The organism is Haloarcula sp. NS06 (assembly GCF_051122755.1).
Taxonomy (GTDB): domain Archaea; phylum Halobacteriota; class Halobacteria; order Halobacteriales; family Haloarculaceae; genus Haloarcula.
Window position 1 is genome coordinate 1,032,357 of sequence record NZ_CP184844.1, and the last position, 16,992, is coordinate 1,049,348.

The following is a 16,992-nucleotide window of genomic DNA, read 5'->3' on the forward strand; positions in this document are numbered from 1 at the left end:
GCCGGCAGAACTGTTTTTGCGTGGACTTGTGAACTAGTTGACTATGACTGAGGCGCTTCGCGGCCGGCATCTCGACGGCGAAACCGATGTCGTCGGCGAACGGATCCGGGTATTACACATCGACGACGATCCCGACTTCGTGGCCGTCGCAGCGGATTCCCTAGAGGCCGCGGACGATCGAATCTCCGTCGAAACCGCGACCAGCGCACGAGACGGGCTTGACCGGCTCGCCCAGAAGGGATTCGACGCTGTCGTCTCCGACTACGATATGCCGAAGATGAACGGCGTCGAACTGCTCGATTCGATTCGGGAGACAAACCCGGATCTACCGTTCATTCTGTTCACCGGCAAAGGGAGTGAAGAGGTAGCCAGCGAAGCCATCTCGATGGGTGTAACCGACTATCTACAGAAGTCGTTCGGTGTCGAGGTGTACGAACTGCTGGCCAACCGCATCGAAAACGCGGTCTCTGAGTACCGCGCGAAGCGACAGGCCGCCGAGTCAGAACGCCGCGTCCGTGAACTCACTGAGGCGACTCATGATATCCTCTGGGAGTTCACCGCCGACCTGAGTGAACTGCTCGTGATCAACTCCGCCTACGAGGATATCTGGGGCCGGTCAGTTGCCAAGCTCCGGGAGAACCCCCACGACTTCCTGAACGGGATCCACCCCGAGGACCGTGAACTGATGAAAGACACGATGCAGAGCCTCATGGATGGCGAGTCGGCCGATGTCGAATGCCGTGTCAACGCAGCAGAAGAATATCAGCGCTGGGTCTGGATACAGGGCGAGCCGATCACGAACGACGCCGGTGAGATAGTTCGTGTGGCCGGATTCGCTCGTGACATCACCGAGCGGCGGAACCGCGAGCGCGAGCTCGAAGCCACAAAGAACCAGCTCGCGGAGCACAACCAGACGCTCCGGACACTCTACGAGATCAGCGCCGACGCCGACGCCTCGTTCGAAGAGAAGATACAGGCAGTCCTGGACCTAGGCCGGGAGCGTCTTGGACCGCTAGCGCGTTCCTGTCCTCGAATGATATTGACCGCGATGAGTTCACCATCCGCTATGCGAGCGGAAGCGATGACCGACTCAAGCCGGGAACTGTCACGCCACTGTCACAGTCGTACTGCCGGAAGATGATCGATACAGGGAGCATCATGGCAATCGCGGAGGCATCCGAAGAGGGGTGGGCCTCGGACCCGGCATACGAACGCTGGGAATACGAGACGTACATCAGCGGCGAGGTCCGTGTCCGTGACGCACATTCAGGGACGCTCTGTTTCGTTGACCGGGCGCACCGCGAGACACCGTTCACGGAGGAAGAAAAGACGTTTGTCCATCTCGCAACGCAGTGGGTGAGCTATGAACTCGAACGCCAACAGCGCGAGCAGCGCCTCGAGCGGTACAAAGAGTACACGGACGATATGCTGGATGCCATCGACGACGTGTTCTACGTCCTCGACAGCGACGGCCGCTTCCGGCGCTGGAACGAGAGTCTGCTGAACGTGACCGGCTACTCGGCCGCGGAAGTAGCTGGGACCCACGGAACCGAGTTCTTCCCGGAGGAGTATCGAGACCTCGTTGCGGCCGCTATCGAATCGGTGTTCGAGGGCGGAACCACCCGCGTGGAGATACCGTTTGTTGCGAAATCCGGGGACCGGATTCCCCACGAGTTCACGGCGACCCGTGTCGAGGACCCTGACGGGAATCCGATGCTGGCCGGCATCGGCCGAGATATCACCGAACGGAAGGCACGTGAACAGGAGCTTACGCGGACGAAGGAGCTTCTCGATCAGGCCCAGCGGATCGCGAGTGTCGGCGGCTGGGAGATAGACGTGACGACTGACCCACCGGAGTTGACGGCGACAGGCGAGTTCTACCGACTACACGGCTTGACACCGGAGGCGGAGATGAGCATCGAATCTCTCGTCGATCTGTACCATCCCGACGACAGAGAAACGATCATGGCTGAGTTCCATCGAGCAATAGAAACGACCGAAGGGTACGACATGGAGGTGCGCATCGAGGACGACGACACGTACCGGTGGGTCCGAACACTGTGTGAACCGGTCACCGAGAACGGCGACGTTGTCAAGCTCCGGGGCTCGGTTCAGGATATCACTGACCGAAAGCTCCGGGAGCGTGAACTTGAGGGTGCACGCGAACGGATGGAGATCGCGCTGGAGACCACCAATGCGGTCGTCTGGGACCGCGAGTTCGAGTCCGGCGACCTATCGTACTACCCCGGGTCCGAGACACTGTACGACACTGACATCGAGTCGCTGGACGAGTTTTTACCGCTGGTCCATCCAGAGGACCAGGCAGACGTGGCGGCCCGCATTGAGTCGGCAGCCGAAAGCGGGACGTATGAAGCCGAATTCCGGATCATCTGTGACGGCGAGGTCCGCTGGATAGAGGCGAAGGGGCGCGTCGAATCCGACAGCGACGGGACACCGGTCCGAGCAATCGGTATTGACCGGGACATCACTGAGCGTAAGCGCCGCGAGCAGGAACTGGAAGAGACGAACGAACGCCTCGAAGAGTTCACTAGCATCGTCAGCCACGACCTCAGGAATCCGCTGTCAGTCGCCGAGGGGCGCATCGAACTGGCCCAGCAGGAGTACGATAGCGAACACCTCGACAACGCCAGTGACGCGCTCGAACGGATGCGAACGCTCATCGACGACCTGCTCGCGACCGCACGCGATGAGCAGTCGCCGGTTGACGGCGGCGTAATGGCGCTCACGGACGCGGCCGAACAGTGCTGGCACAACGTCGAAACCAGCGACGCCAACCTCACTGTCGAGACGGACGCCGTTGTTCGTGCCGACAGGAGTCGATTGGAACAACTGCTTGAGAACCTGTTCAGTAACAGCGTGGAGCACGGCAGCGACGACGTGGCAGTCACCATCGGAGAACTTGACGATGGCTTCTATGTCGAGGACGACGGCGAGGGTATCGACGAGGAAAACCGGTCACGCGTGTTCGAAACAGGCTACTCGACATCGGACGCTGGAACCGGATTTGGGCTCTGGATCGTCGCGGAGATCGCCGATGCCCACGACTGGACGGTGACTATCGACGAGAGTAGCGAGGGCGGCGCACGGTTCGAGATTACCGGTGTCGATATCGTGGAGTAATAGCGTAGCGAAGCCATCAGTTGTACTCAGTCGTACGCAAGCGACTGGCTAGACCGGGACAAGCGGCGACACCGCCAGCGCGATGCCGAGGGCCAGTACCGGGTAGTCACGACGGTCGAATGTGAGCGGCGGAAGCGTCGGGTTCCAGGCGAAACAGCGGGCCCGCAGGGCGACCGAGAGCCGGTCTGAGCGGTCGAGCGTCCGTTCCAGTGACCGGACGGCAAGCAGCCGAACGCGGTCCCGGAGCGGGCGGGCCTCGCCGCCACGGGCGTGGATCGCGTCGCGCACCTCTCGAACGTCAGCGAGCACCAGCGGGAATAACCGGACGACAAGCGCCATCCCGATGCCGAGAATCTGGCCGGGCTTCCCGGGTATCAGACGCTGGACCGCCGCCCGCGTGTCCCGGACCGGCGTCGACGTGAGGTAGGCGGCGCTGACGAGCAACACCGGGAGGACACGCCCGACGTGCAAGGCAGAGCGGAGCGCCGGGTCGATCCGAAACCACGGTGGGCCAAGCGCCACGCCGGCGACGAACGGGGCCAGCGCCAGCACTGCGAGGACGACCCGATACGAGTGCAAAACGGCCAGTGGCGAGAGCCGCGCCGCCGCGAGGGTACCCAGTGCGAATGCGAGCGTCCCGAGAAGCCATGGGAGCGTGGGGTGAGCGACCGCGGCAATAGCGAGCCCGAACTGGACCAGCAGCTTCGACCGTGGGTCCAGCCGATGCGCAAACGTCGTGCCGGGTCGGTAGCTCAACATCGCGGGTCTCGGATGCCGAGGTCCGGGAGGGTGTCGAGCGCTTCGGCTGGCGACGCATCGAGAACGACCTGCCCCTCGTGCAGCGCGACGACGCGGTCGGCCCGCTCGTGGAGGTCCCGGAGATCGTGCGTGACGATGATGACACCCGTGCCATCAGCGACCAGCGCGTCGAGGTGGTCAAGCACTGACTTCCTCGCCGGCCAGTCGAGTCCGACGAGCGGTTCGTCGAGCACGAGGTAATCCGGCTCCATAGCGAGTGCGCCGGCGATGGCGACGCGGGCCTGCTCACCGCCGGAGAGAGCGTCGATACGGCTCTCGGCGGCACCACCGAGGTCGACAGCGTCGAGCGCCGTCTCGACCCGGCGGTCGATCTCTGTCCTGTCGAGCCCGAGGTTCTCCGGGCCGAAGGCCACGTCAGCCGCTACGGTCGCAGCGACGAACTGGTCGCGTGGGTGCTGGAACACCATCCCGATGCGCGTCCGGGCGACGACGGGGTCGTCCGTCACGTCTGTTCCGTCGACAGTGACCGTTCCGGCGTCGGGGGCCAGTAAGGCGTTGAAATGCCGGACAAGCGTCGTCTTACCGCTCCCATTGGGCCCGGCGAGCAGACAGTACTGGCCAGCAGGTATCGACAGCGTCACCCCGTCGAGGACATCGACATCGCCGTACCGATAGCGCAGGTTGCTGACCTCGATCATCAATCGCCGAGGTACCCACCCTGCACGATGGCGATCGCGATACCGAGCTTCAGGAGGTCAAGCGGGATATACGGAGCCATCACAGCGGCGGCGCGAGTGAGTGGTAGGCCAGTTACGAATGACATCCACGGGATGCCGATAGCATACACGACGGCAACCGCCGCGGTGAGCGCGACGACCTGCACCGGGACAGAGAGGTTCACGACCGGTTTCGGCGCTATGCTCCGGTGCGCGATGGCGCCGGCAACGACCGCACCGACGAGGAAGCCAACAAGGAAGCCGCCGGTCCCCTGCCCGGCAATGACGTAGCCCAGACCCGCGTTCGCGTTCGAGAATACCGGAGCGCCGGCAATACCGACAAGCACGTACAACAGCAGGGCGACGCCGCCCCACAGCGGCCCCAACAGCAGGCCGGCGAAGAACATCCCGAAGGGCTGTAGCGAGAACGGCGGTAGCGTCCCCGGGAGCGGGATAGATATCTGTGCGAGCGCCGCGGTCAGCGCCGCGAGCAGCACCGCCTTCGTGAACAAGCCCACAGTGTCGTCATCAACGAGGTCGACAGATTGCTCTGTTGCCATGGGTCTCCCTCTCTCGTCAACTGAAATATAGCCAGTGGTTCACGGAGCGCGTTTCCGCTGGCCGCCCGCGTCGTTCACTCGGCGGGCGTGACGCGCACGAGTACGTCGTCACGCTCTCGCGGGAATCCGTCGCCAGCCCGCCCGTCGCGGTTCGACGTGACGAGGTACAGCCCGCCGTCTGGGCCCTGCTCAACGTGGCGAATCCGACCGAGTTCGTCGGCCAGCAGAGAGTGGGTCGTCGCGGTGTAGGCGTCGTCGGTCCAGTCCGCGTCGTACACCTCGGCGTCGGCACCCGGTGGCAGGTCCGCACCGGCCGGTGTTAGCGTCGTCATGAGGAGTTTCTGACCCTTCAGGCCACCGGTGAGCAGTCGGTTCCGGAGCAAGGGCACAGCATCGCCGGTGTAAAACAGCGAGCCGGCGGGTGCCCACCCGCCAGTGTTGCCCGTGTTGGCGAGCGGCCGCCGGACCTCGGGGTCAGCATCGAGGTACTCCGCGTGCTTGCGAGTGTCGGGCCAGCCGTAGTAGCCCCCAGCTTCGAGACGGTTGAGTTCGTCCCGTCCGGTCGGGCCGTGCTCGGAGGCGACGAGCGTCCCGTCGGGGAGCCAGGCCAGTCCCTGTGGGTTCCGGTGGCCGTAGGTGAACACCCGCGGGTCTCCGCCCAGATTTGGGTTCCCGGGCGCAGGGTTGCCCGCAGGCGTCACGCGGAGGACCTTCCCGCCGAGCGAGTCGGTGTCGGCAGACAGTTCGCCGTCGCCCGCGTCCCCCGTCGTAATCCAGAGATAGTTCTCGGGGCCGAACGTGAGCCGCCCGCCGTTGTGTATCTTGCTCCCGGGAATGTCGCCGATGAGGACTGACTCCGTGGCAGCCGGGTCCTCGGCCGACACGTCCATCGCGACGACCCGATTGACCCGTACGTCGTCGGCGGTCATTGTCGTGTAGTAGACGTACACCACCGGCGGATCGGGATAGGTTGGGTGTGCGGCGACGCCGAGCGTGCCGCCCTCACCGCCGGTGACCCACCAGCTGTCGTCGCTTGATTCCGCGTCGATGACCTCGGCCGGTTCAGTGACTGTTCGAACGCTGCCGTCCACGAACGAGAGGACGCGTCCGACCCGTTCGGTGAGAAACAGCGTTCCGTCCGCGGCAAACGAGAGGTCCCACGGGATTTCGAGGTCTTCTATGAGTGGTTCGGTGGCGAGCGGCGTGTCAGCCGGCGACGTGGTCGGAGCCGTCCAGTCGGTGTCGGGAGACTGGGTACGCTCGTGGCTGAGGGATACGTCGTAGCGCTCCAGCGCCCGGGTCGGGCCTGCCGCCGTTGTAGTCGTCGGGTCCGGGGGCTCCGTCTGTGTCCCGGACTCACCGCGACAGCCGGCCAGTACAGTCGCTCCGATACCGCCAAGCGCGGCGAGATACTGGCGGCGGGAGCGGGCGTCACGGCAGGGGTTTCGCATAGATTTCTCTGCCGAGTATGGAAGAATAAAGATGTCGGAGACAGCCGAGTTAGCGAGCGGCAGCCGCGACGCGTTCTTTCTCTTCTTTCTGGTTGACGGCGTAGGTCTGGACGTCGTCGTTAGCAGCACCGATGAGCTGCTGTGCGAGCGATTCGGCGGCACTCGTGGTGGTCTTGAACGAGCCACCGTAGACGCCCTCAGCGAGGAACTTCAGGGCCTGGTCGACGCGGCGCTGTGGCGCGACGTCGACGGCCTTCGGGACCGAGATACCACCGTATTTCAGGCGGACGGTCTCCTCTCGGGGGGCGCTGTTCTCGACAGCACTGACGAGCACCTGAATCGGGTTCTCGTCGGTGCGCTCGTGAACGATTTCGAACGCCTCGGTGACGATGGAGGTCGCAAGCTGTTTCTTGCCCGTGTTCTCGTCAGTCTGCATCAGGCGGTTGACCAGCCGCTCGACGATGCTGATCTCGCTTTTCTTGAACTGCTTGTCCGCGTGTCGCCCCATCGTGTGGGCGATCGGCGTGACAGTGATGTAGCGCTCGGTCGAGGGGTCGGAGTACTCGATGTCCGTGATTTCCCACTCGCCGAACAGCTTCGCGCGGGCCGTCTCCGACTCGCTTTCCTCAGCCGCGTCAGCGTCAGCTTCGGGTGTGTCTTCTGCACTCATGGTTATCGGACCGGTTTCTCCGCGTTCCCGCGAACGAGTTCAATAAGGGAGACACCGTTGACCTTCTCGACCTTGTAGTTAACACCGGAGAGGTCGCCCATCGCGCGGCCCTTCGCCCCGCCGATACCCGCGATCGTGACCTCGTCGTGCTCGTCAATGAAAGAGATAGCGCCGTCACCGGGACAGAACGCGGTGACCTGCTTACCGTTCTTGATGAGCTGGACGCGGACACACTTCCGGATAGCGGAGTTCGGCTGCTTAGCCTCGATTCCGACTTTTTCCAGTACAATACCTCGTCCCTGGGGCGCACCCTCGAGCGGGTCGGACTTCTTGCCCAGGCCGCGTTCGCGACGCGCGTAGTCAGTGTCGGACCACCGGTGCTGCTGGCGGTCCTTCTTGAGCTTGCGCGCGGCGTACTTGCCGTTCGCCATAGTAGGCACTGGTACCTTTCGGAGGTACTTAAGACTCCTCTTTCGGACTCAGCCGGTAGCGTTGGCGTGTGTGGCGTTCTGTGCCATAGACGGGTCAAAAGTGCGGTAGATAGCGCGAGGGAAGGGACACGACAACGGGAAAGAAGCGGTCAACACGATGTTTCCGTCGGGGTATGACGCTCAACGCAACACGCTACCATCTGTCGAGAATCCGCGCTCTGCGACGTCGACCCCGCACAGGAGTCGACTAACACTATCGGCGGCAACCGTTTCGATGGGGCCGACAGCCTGAATTGACAGGCCCCTTCACAGCCGTGCAGCCGACAGTATGCACGTCAGCGGCTACAGGTCCCGTGCCACAGCCCGTCAACGGGGAGATAACGCACGTTCTTGGAATCAGGTGTGATAACTGGGTAGGTGGTTTCTAGTACCGGCGCTTGGGTTATTCAGACAGACCCGCCGTAGTAGCTATGAAACTTGAACAACGTCTCCCAGATGTCGTCCGGCAAACGTATCTCCGGAAGCTGGCGCTTATCATTCTCTGTATTGCCCTGCTCGTTGCAGGTGTTAGCGTCACCGCGGAGCGGACGGTTGCAGACGAACTGACAGAACAGCGCGAGAACGAACTGCAGACCGGCACCGTCCAGACAGCGGCCACGACAGCGGACTGGGTTCGGAGCCAGCGCAACGCCGCGCGAACCCTCTCGACGCTGTCCGACGTTCAGGAGGGGAGTCCGACGATGATCCGTGGCGCGTTACAGCGGCAAGCGTTCTACCAGCCGGACTCGGTGTACGCCATCCATTACGTCAATGAAGAGACTCTAGAAATCAGGGAGTCGTCGCTGAGCGACCGACGCGAGACATCGCTCCGGACGGATGACTTCGCATGGGAGGGCGAGAGCCTCTCGGTCACCGGGTCGAACTCGGTCGATATGTCGAAAGTGTACACCTACGATGGGGGGAAGTACATCGCCTTCGCGAGCCCGGTCGCTCGAAGCGACAAACTCGTGGTCGTGGTGCATAACGTGACCGCACGGACGGCCCAGTTCCGCAACTCCATCGACGGCGGTGAAACGCGGATCGTCCGACAAGATGGGACGGTCCAGTTCGCCGAGGACGCCTCGACCATCGGCACGCAGTACAACGTCTCCACCAACCTGACCGCACTCACAGCGGAAAACAGCGGCGTGGCCCGGAGTGGGTCATACCTGATCGCCGCGGAGTCTGTCGATGACACGCCGTGGATCGTCGTCAAGCAGGCCCCGAAATCGACCGCCTTCGCGCTCCGTGACAGTATTCAGGGGAGCTTCGTCGCCATCATCGGCGTCTCGCTGGCCGGGTTCGTGCTTATCGGTGTTCTCGTTGGTCGCGGCATTATGCAGTCACTCAGACGGCTCTCAACGCAGGCAGAAGCGCTCGCGGTGGGGAACTTCGACACCGATATCCAACAATCAGATCGCCTCGACGAGGTCGGCGACGTCCAGAACGCCTTCTACGAGATGAAGACGTATCTCGACACCGTCGCCGCACAGGCAGACGCGCTCTCCAGACAGGCGTTCGACGACCCGGCGCTCGATGAGGACGTCCCCGGCCAGCTTGGAGCGTCGCTATCGAGTATGCACGGTAATCTCGAATCGTTCATCAGCGACCTCGAACAGGCCCAGCAGGAGGCCGAGGAGTCCAAAGCGGAAGCAGAAGAGATAGCGGGAACACTCGAACAGCAGGCCGAGGAATTCTCGGCCGTAATGCGGAAAGCAGCCGACGGCGACCTCACCCAGCGCCTCGATACTGACACTGACAACGATGCGATGGCCGATATCGCCGCCGCGTTCAACGATATGCTCGCCCAGCTCGGCCAGACAGTCATGCGTATCCGGGAGTTCGCCGACGACGTCGACGGCTCCGCCGACCAGATCACCGCGAGCGCTACTGAGGTCCGTGGCGCCAGCGAGGAAGTCAGCGAATCCGTGCAGGAGATCGCCGACGGGGCGGAAACGCAGTACGAGAACATCGAAGAAACGGTCGACGAGATGTCGGGCCTCTCCGCGACGGTCGAAGAGGTCGCAGCACAGGCCAACGAAGTCGCGACCACATCGGACGAAGCTGCCGAGATCGGCGAAACCGGCAGCGAGCGCGCATCGGAGGCCATCGAAGTGATGAACGACATCGAGACGCGAGCAGACGAAACAATCGACCGCGTCGAGTCCCTCGACGAGGAGATGGAGCAGATCGGCGACATCGTCGACCTCATCGACGACATCGCTGAACAGACCAATATGCTTGCTCTGAACGCCTCCATCGAGGCCGCGCGGGCCGGTGAAGCGGGTGAAGGGTTCGCCGTCGTCGCCGACGAGATCAAAGGCCTCGCACAGGAGACGACCGAAGCCACCGAAGAAGTCTCGACGGTTATCGAGGATGTGCAGGACACCACCGGCAACGCCGTGACCGACATCAGACAGATGGGCGACTCCGTCACGGACGGCATCGATACCGTCGACGACGCCATCGAGTCGCTTGAGGCCATTGTCGACCGCGTCGAGGAGGTCAACGACGGCATTCAGTCCATCAGCGACGCCACCGACGAACAGGCCGCGACGACGGAAGAGGTCGTGGCGATGACCGACGAGGTCGGGACGATCAGCGAGGAAACCGCTTCTAGCGCCGAGAACGTTGCCGCCGCGGCGGAGGAACAAACCGCGACTATCAACGAGGTCACCAGCGGTATCGAATCCCTGTCCGATCAGGCCGGCGACCTCAGCGAACTCCTGCAGACGTTCGATGTCGATAGCGGACCCTCGCACAGCGATACCGACGTGTACGAGCACGACGCGTCGGACGTCTCAGTGGGCGACGACTGAACGCAGTCGCTTTCCGGTAAGCTTTAGAAAAAGACGATACGAGCGGGACCGCCCCGCTCAGGTCAGTTCGATGCCGTCGATTTCGAAATGCCGCTTGGCCAGTTGCCGGGCGGCATCGATGTTTCGGCCTTCACGGCCGATAGCGGCCCCGCGGTCTTCCTGTGCCACTTCGACGTAGGCGACGGTGTCGTCGTTCTCCGAGACGGTGACGTTGTACACCGCGGCCGGCGCGAGCGCGTTAGCCACGAAGTCCTCGGCCGTCTCGGCGGCTTCGACGAGTTTGACCTCGCGTCCCAGACGCTCTTCAACACGCTCAACCGTCTGGCCGCCCGGGCCGATGGCGTCAGCCATCTCCCCGCGTTTGATCAGATACACCACCTGGTCGTGGTCTTCGTCGACGACGCAATCCCGGACGGTGACGGCTGCCTCGTCCTCGAAGAGGGCGACCAGTCGACGTGCTTCGTCCGAGAGTTCGACCCGCATCAGTCCTGGGTCGTACCCATCCGGAGGTTGACGTCACCGGTGCCAAGTTTGATCGGCTTCCCGACGATGACATTCTCCGTGACGCCGTCGAGTTCGTCGACCTCGCCGTGGATGGCGGCGTCGAGCAGGTGATTGACCGTCACCTCGAACGCTGCACGGGCGAGCACGGAGTCTTTCGACCCCGAGATGCCGTGGCGGCCGATGGACTCGATGGTCCCCTCGTTGGTCATGATGTCGGCCACGAGCATCAGGTGCCGGACGTTCACGTCGTCGAGCCCCTGCTCTTCGAGCGTGTTCATCGTCTCGTTGATAAGCGTCTCGCGGGCCGCTTCGACGCCGAGTTCCCGGTAGATCTCGTGGATGTTGTTACACGTTGTCCGGGAGGCGTCGACGCCTTCGATGTCCAGCACTTCGCCGAAGTCCGAGCCCTCGGTGTAGAGGACAAACTCCTCGCCGTTGTCGGTCTCCTCCTTGCGGATAACGACACGGGTGATTTCCTCAATCCCCTTGAAGACGATCTCCCGCAGCTCCTCGACCAGTTGCAGCAGGTCGCGGTAGCTTGGTTCCTCCGGGCCGAACTCGATGACCGTGCCGGCCTGCCGGGTCGAGACACCGAGGTTCGACTCGATGGTCTCAGCGATCTCCTCGGCGATGGCGTCCGTGTCGTTGACCGTCGGCCACCGCTCCAGCAGCGTGTCCTCGTTGAGGTCGATCTCGACGAGCATGTCTGCGACGTTCGTCGAGATGTCACCGAGCGCGAGGATGCGCGTCGCTTCGATCTTCCAGACGACCTCGTGGGCACGCTCGCGGTCCGTGGCGTACTCCTCGTCGAGGTGGACCGTCATCATCGGCGTGTCCGGCGTCTTCCGGGCGTCCACCAGCTCGATGAGCCGTGGCAGGCCCTGCGTCACGTCGATCTCGGCGACCCCCGCGTAGTGGAACGTGTTCATCGTCATCTGCGTTCCCGGTTCACCGATGGACTGGGCCGAGACGGTCCCGACCGGGTCAAGTGGGTCGACGCGCGTGTCGAGGTAACGGGTCTCGACAGCCTTGGCGATGCGGTCAGCGTCGTCGACGCCGACGCCGCGTTCGTCGATAGTGCTGTACACTTCGTCTTTCAGCCGTCGGGGCAACTCAGTGTCCTCGACGACGGCCTCGATGTCTGCTGATACGTCGTGTGCTGTCATTGTTAGTCGTCACCCTCGGCCATCCACCAGTCGTCGGCGTGCTCCGAGAGGTTGGTCCGCTCGGTGCGGGTCCCGAGGAAGCTCTCTTTCTGTTTCTCGCTCTCGAACTCCTCGTCGAGGACGCTGTCGGCGATCTGATCGACATCCACGATATCGCCGTCCTGGTTCGAGGACACGTCGACCGGCGACGTGCCGTCCTCGCCGAACTCGAACTGGACGATGGTGTCCGAGGTGTCCCGGACAGTCCCATCGTACTGCGTTTCGAGTTCCGAGAGGGCGTTGATGAGGCGGCGCTGCAGGTACCCGGATTTCGACGTCCGGACAGCCGTATCGACAAGCCCCTCGCGGCCACCCATCGCGTGGAAGAAGAACTCCTTCGGGCCGAGCCCGGAGCGGTAGGAGGCCTCCACGAAGCCGTGGGCGTCCGCCGACAGGTCGTTCTCCTCGAAATGTGAGAGGGTGCGGTTCTCGTAGCCGCGGTTGATCCGCTCGCCACGGACTGCCTGCTGGCCGACACAGCCGGCCATCTGGGTCAGGTTCAGCATCGACCCACGCGCACCGGATTCGGCCATGATCACGGCCGGGTTGTCCTCGCCGAAGTGGTCCTCGGCGATGTCACCGGCGGAGTCACGTGCCTTGCCCAGCGTCTGCATGATCTTCATTTCGAGCGTCTCGTCGACGGTCCGGCCGGGCAGCGATTCGAGCTCGCCGCGGTCGTAGGTCTCGATGAGCTCCTCGACGCGGTCGTACGCGCTGTCGATGGCGTCGTTGATCTGCTCTTCTGCTTCCCGCGGAATCGACTCGTCGTCGATGCTGATGGAGAACCCGAAGTGCATGATCGACCGCATCGCCAGCGCCGAGACCTCGTTGACGAGAATCCGGGCACGGGTCCGCGAGTAGTCCTTGGCGATGGTGTCGACAATTTCGCCACCGAAGGCACCGACGGCGTCCTCGTCGATAGTACCGCCGGTCATCTGGCCGTCCTCGACGACGACAGTGTCGCCAGCGGAGGACGTGAACTCTAGATTCAGGTCGTCGGGCAGCAGCTCCGAGAACAGCGAGCGGCCGGTCCAGTACTCCTCGCCGCCCTCGTCGACGCCGTCGGCCTCGGGCAGTTCGTCGATGCGGGTCGCCCGGAGCAGGTCAAGCGCCTGCGTCTCGTTGAACTTCGGATTGGTGTGAGTCAGCAGGTAGGTCCCGCTGATGTGGTCCTGAATCGCGCCGATGATGTTCTCGCCAAAGCGCGGGGAGAGCATCTGTTCCTGCACACGCATGAGGACGCGGGCCTCAGCCCGGGCCTCCTCGTTTTGCAGCGCGTGCATATTCATCTCGTCCCCGTCGAAGTCAGCGTTGTACGGCGGACAGACCGTCGTGTTCAGCCGGAACGTCTTGTACGGCATCACGACGACCTCGTGGGCCATGATGGACATCCGGTGCAGCGACGGCTGGCGGTTGAAGATGATGATGTCGCCGTCAACCAGATGGCGGGACACTTCCCACTCCGCTTCGACCTTCTCTGCGAGTTCCTCGCAGTTCTTCTCGGTCACCTTCAGCCGGCGGCCATCCGGCCGCTTAACGTAGTTCGCGCCGGGGTGTGCTTCAGGCCCGTTGGAGACGTACCGTCGCGCTTCCTCCAGGTTGCGCTCGGTGACGTTCATCGTCTGGGTCATCTCCTTGGCGACCCGGTCCGGCACACCGACCTCGTTCAGCGAGAGCGTCGGGTCCGGCGAGATGACGGTACGAGCGGAGAAGTTCACGCGTTTCCCGGACAGCGAGCCACGGAATCGGCCCTCCTTGCCTTTCAGGCGCTGGGAGAGCGTCTTCAGCGGCCGGCCGGAGCGGTGTCGCGCCGGCGGCGTGCCCGAGATCTCGTTGTCCATGAACGTAGTGACGTGGTACTGCAGCAGTTCCCAGAGGTCCTCGATAATCAGCTGTGGTGCACCCGCCTCGCGGTTCTCCATGAACCGCTGGTTGATGCGGATGATATCCACGAGCTTGTGGGTGAGGTCGTCCTCGGAGCGCTGGCCGTTGTCCAGCGTAATCGAGGGGCGAGCGGTCACCGGCGGCACCGGCAGCACCGTCAGAATCATCCACTCCGGCCGGGAGCGAGCCGGCTTCATGCCTAGTACTTCGATGTCACCGTCCGGGATGTCTTCGAACCAGTCCCGGATGTCGCTGGGCATCAGCTTGTTCATGTCCTCCTCGGTCAGGTCGACCGACAGCGCCTTCTCTAGGGCCTTTCGGTCTTCCTGCCGGGGTCGGAACTCGCCGCTGAGGATCTCCTGAACGCGGCTGCTGTCGATGCCGGTTTCCTCGGAGAGGTCGATCGGTGAGATCGGCTCTTCGGACTCCTCCATCGCGGCGGCGATCCGCTCGGGGTAGTCCGAGGCCAGCACGTCCTGAACCTCGTAGTAGGTAGTCGGCTTCTCGTGTTTGATGTCGTACTGCTTCTCGCCACAGAACGGACAGCGGTCCTTCTTTCGGGCCTGCCGGATTGCGGCCTTTGTCACGTCGTTGAGGTCGCGACCGAGGTCCTGGGTCCGTGTCAGTCGGTCAGCGAACTCATCGCGCTCGTGCTCGTCGAGACAGAGCCGGGAGCACTCCCGGCAGGTCCCGCGCAGGAGTCGGCGGATGAGCTTCGCGAAGCCGACGTGGATGACGGGGGCGGCGAGTTCGATGTGGCCGAAGTGGCCGTTACACGACCCGCTGTGTTTCCCGCAGGTCTTGCACTCCAGCCCGGGGTCGATGACCCCGAGTCGCGGGTCCATCAGCCCCATGTCGATTGGGAAGCCGTCGTCGTCGTACGTGTCGGCCGTGATCACTTTCGTGGCCGACATTTCCCGGTACTCCTCTGGGTCCATCAGCCCGAAACTGAGCTGACCGATTTCCTGGGGTGTCTGTTGTGAGCTCATACTGCGTCCTCCAGTTCGATCCGCGGGGCGATTCCGAGCGCCTTCATTTCGTCGAGCAGGAGCTTGAACGCGTAGGACATCTCGACCTCGTGGATGTCGGTCTCCTCCTCACAGTTCGGACAGTAGATACGCCGCTGTTCGACGTTCTCGACGGCGGTCATCCCACACTGCCCGCAGACGTTGATCCACTCGCGGTCGGACTCATCGAGCAGGCGCTCCTTGAGCGCCATCGCCGCACCGTGCCCGATGAGCACGTCCCGTTCCATCTCACCCACACGGAGGCCACCTTCGCGGGCGCGCCCCTCGGTCGGCTGGCGGGTGAGCACCTGCACCGGCCCGCGCGAGCGGGCGTGCAGCTTGTTCGAGACCATGTGGTACAGCTTCTGGTAGAAAATGTCGCCGACGAAGATCTCCGCGTCGATCTTCTCGCCGGTGATACCGGAGTACATCGTCTCCTTGCCGCTGGAGTCGAAGCCGTGCTCTTCGAGCGAGCCACGGAGTTCCTCCTCGTCCTCGCCGGTGAAGGCGGTGCCGTCGACACGGCGGCCTTCGAGCGCTCCAACCTTCCCGCCGATCATCTCCAGAATGTGGCCGACGGTCATCCGCGACGGCAGCGCGTGCGGATTGATGATGAGGTCCGGGACGACACCCTCCTCGGTGAAGGGCATGTCCTCCTGCGGGGCGATGTGGCCGACGACACCCTTCTGGCCGTGCCGTGAGGCGAACTTGTCCCCGAGTTCGGGGATGCGTTCGTCACGCACAGAGACCTTCGAGAGCTTCGAGCCGTCTTCGCCTTCCATCAGCGTAACCGTGTCCACGACACCGGATTCGCCCGAGCGCATCGTTACGCTCGTCTCCCGGCGCTTCTGTGGTGAGAGACCGCCCATGTCGTCCGGCTCTTCGAGGAACCGGGGCGGACTGGTCTTGCCGAGCAGGACAGCGTTCTCGCCGACCTTCGTCTCGGGGTTGACGAGGCCGTCGTCGTCAAGGTGCGTGTACGCTTCCTCACCGCGTGCGCCGCGGACCTCGTCGTCGGGAATCTCGAAGCGGTCCTCCTGACCACCGGGGTAGCGCCGTTCCTCGCCCTCGTACGTACGGAAGAAGTGCGAGCGGGCGAGCGCACGGTCGACCGACCCCTGGTTCATGACGAGTGCGTCCTCGATATTGAACCCCTCGTAGCTCATCACGGCGACGACGAAGTTCTGTGCCGCGGGGCGGTCGTCGTAGCCGATCTGTTCGGTGGTCTGGGTCTTGACCATCGACAGCTGCGGGTAATGTAGCAGGTGCTGGCGCGTGTCCGGGCGAATACGGTAGTTCGCCGACGGCAGGCCAAGCGACTGCTTGATCATCCCCGACCCCATCGTAATCCGGGGTGAGGCGTTGTGTTCGGGGTAGGGAATCATCCCGGCACCGATACCGAACATCAGCTGCGGGTCGACTTCCAGGTGCGTGTGGTTCTCGGTGAGTTCGCCCTCGTCGACACCGACGAGGATGTCCTCTTCCTCTTCAGCGTCGATGAACTCAACGAGGCCGCGTTCGACGAGCTCTTCGAATTCGAGTTCGCCGTTTTTGACCTGCTCGACCTCCTCGTCGGTCATCAGCGGCTCGCCGTCCTCGACGACCAGCAGCGGGCGTCGGGCACGGCCGGCGTCGGCGTTGATGATGACTTCCCCGGTCCGGTTCTTGACCGAGACGTTGACCATCTGGGAGACATCACCCCGTCGTCGCGCCTGTCGTACCTGTTCTGCGAGCTGTTCCGGGTCGGGATGTGTCCCAACCAGACTACCGTTTACGTATACTTTGGCTTCGCGTCCCTGACTCATG

Annotated in this window: 11 protein-coding genes and 1 pseudogene; 2 read left to right on the top strand and 10 right to left on the bottom strand. The window is 63.3% G+C overall.

All coding sequences use genetic code 11. The annotated features are described in order from the left end of the window. Window positions 1–43 precede the first annotated feature (43 nt). Window positions 44–3,141 (top strand): annotated as a pseudogene (locus ACODNH_RS09050) (PAS domain S-box protein). Between the two features lie 48 nt (window positions 3,142–3,189). On the opposite strand, the gene ACODNH_RS09055 reads toward ACODNH_RS09050, so the two are convergent. The 6 genes from ACODNH_RS09055 to ACODNH_RS09080 all read right to left on the bottom strand — a co-directional run bounded on the left by ACODNH_RS09055 (window position 3,190) and on the right by ACODNH_RS09080 (window position 7,728). After that, window positions 3,190–3,900, bottom strand: a complete 711-nt coding sequence (locus ACODNH_RS09055) for an energy-coupling factor transporter transmembrane component T family protein (RefSeq protein ID WP_306709519.1) — start codon at window positions 3,898–3,900, stop codon at window positions 3,190–3,192. Next, window positions 3,894–4,598 carry an energy-coupling factor ABC transporter ATP-binding protein gene (locus tag ACODNH_RS09060; protein WP_306709521.1) on the bottom strand — a complete coding sequence of 235 codons (705 nt, stop codon included), beginning with the start codon at window positions 4,596–4,598 and terminating at the stop codon, window positions 3,894–3,896. The genes ACODNH_RS09055 and ACODNH_RS09060 overlap by 7 nt, the downstream gene beginning before the upstream one ends. Next, a complete protein-coding gene (locus ACODNH_RS09065) occupies window positions 4,598–5,176 on the bottom strand; it encodes a biotin transporter BioY (RefSeq protein ID WP_306709523.1) in 579 nt (192 codons plus the stop codon). The genes ACODNH_RS09060 and ACODNH_RS09065 overlap by 1 nt, the downstream gene beginning before the upstream one ends. A gap of 74 nt (window positions 5,177–5,250) precedes the next feature. Next, a complete protein-coding gene (locus ACODNH_RS09070; protein ID WP_306709525.1) occupies window positions 5,251–6,627 on the bottom strand; it encodes a PQQ-dependent sugar dehydrogenase in 1,377 nt (458 codons plus the stop codon). A gap of 49 nt (window positions 6,628–6,676) precedes the next feature. Beyond that, window positions 6,677–7,297, bottom strand: coding sequence for a 30S ribosomal protein S7 (locus ACODNH_RS09075; protein ID WP_306709527.1), 621 nt, complete (start codon window positions 7,295–7,297; stop codon window positions 6,677–6,679). A gap of 2 nt (window positions 7,298–7,299) precedes the next feature. After that, window positions 7,300–7,728 carry a 30S ribosomal protein S12 gene (locus tag ACODNH_RS09080; protein ID WP_306709529.1) on the bottom strand — a complete coding sequence of 143 codons (429 nt, stop codon included), beginning with the start codon at window positions 7,726–7,728 and terminating at the stop codon, window positions 7,300–7,302. Window positions 7,729–8,198: 470 nt separating this feature from the next. Between ACODNH_RS09080 and ACODNH_RS09085 the strand changes: the two genes are divergently transcribed. Continuing rightward, window positions 8,199–10,586 (top strand): methyl-accepting chemotaxis protein, encoded by a 2,388-nt coding sequence (locus tag ACODNH_RS09085; protein ID WP_306709532.1) that lies wholly within the window; start codon window positions 8,199–8,201, stop codon window positions 10,584–10,586. A gap of 57 nt (window positions 10,587–10,643) precedes the next feature. Here ACODNH_RS09085 and ACODNH_RS09090 read toward each other — a convergent pair whose 3' ends face one another. From ACODNH_RS09090 to rpoB, 4 genes are read right to left on the bottom strand one after another with little or no spacing between them, the layout of a single operon-like run. After that, a complete protein-coding gene (locus ACODNH_RS09090) occupies window positions 10,644–11,069 on the bottom strand; it encodes a NusA-like transcription termination signal-binding factor (protein ID WP_306709534.1) in 426 nt (141 codons plus the stop codon). After that, entirely contained in the window at window positions 11,069–12,256 is a 1,188-nt protein-coding gene (gene rpoA2, locus ACODNH_RS09095; protein WP_306709537.1) for a DNA-directed RNA polymerase subunit A'', read from the bottom strand. The genes ACODNH_RS09090 and rpoA2 overlap by 1 nt, the downstream gene beginning before the upstream one ends. 2 nt (window positions 12,257–12,258) lie before the next feature. After that, window positions 12,259–15,168 (bottom strand): DNA-directed RNA polymerase subunit A', encoded by a 2,910-nt coding sequence (locus tag ACODNH_RS09100; protein ID WP_306709539.1) that lies wholly within the window; start codon window positions 15,166–15,168, stop codon window positions 12,259–12,261. Next, window positions 15,165–16,991, bottom strand: a complete 1,827-nt coding sequence (gene rpoB / locus ACODNH_RS09105) for a DNA-directed RNA polymerase subunit B (protein WP_306709541.1) — start codon at window positions 16,989–16,991, stop codon at window positions 15,165–15,167. The genes ACODNH_RS09100 and rpoB overlap by 4 nt, the downstream gene beginning before the upstream one ends. Between the last annotated feature and the right edge of the window lies 1 nt (window position 16,992).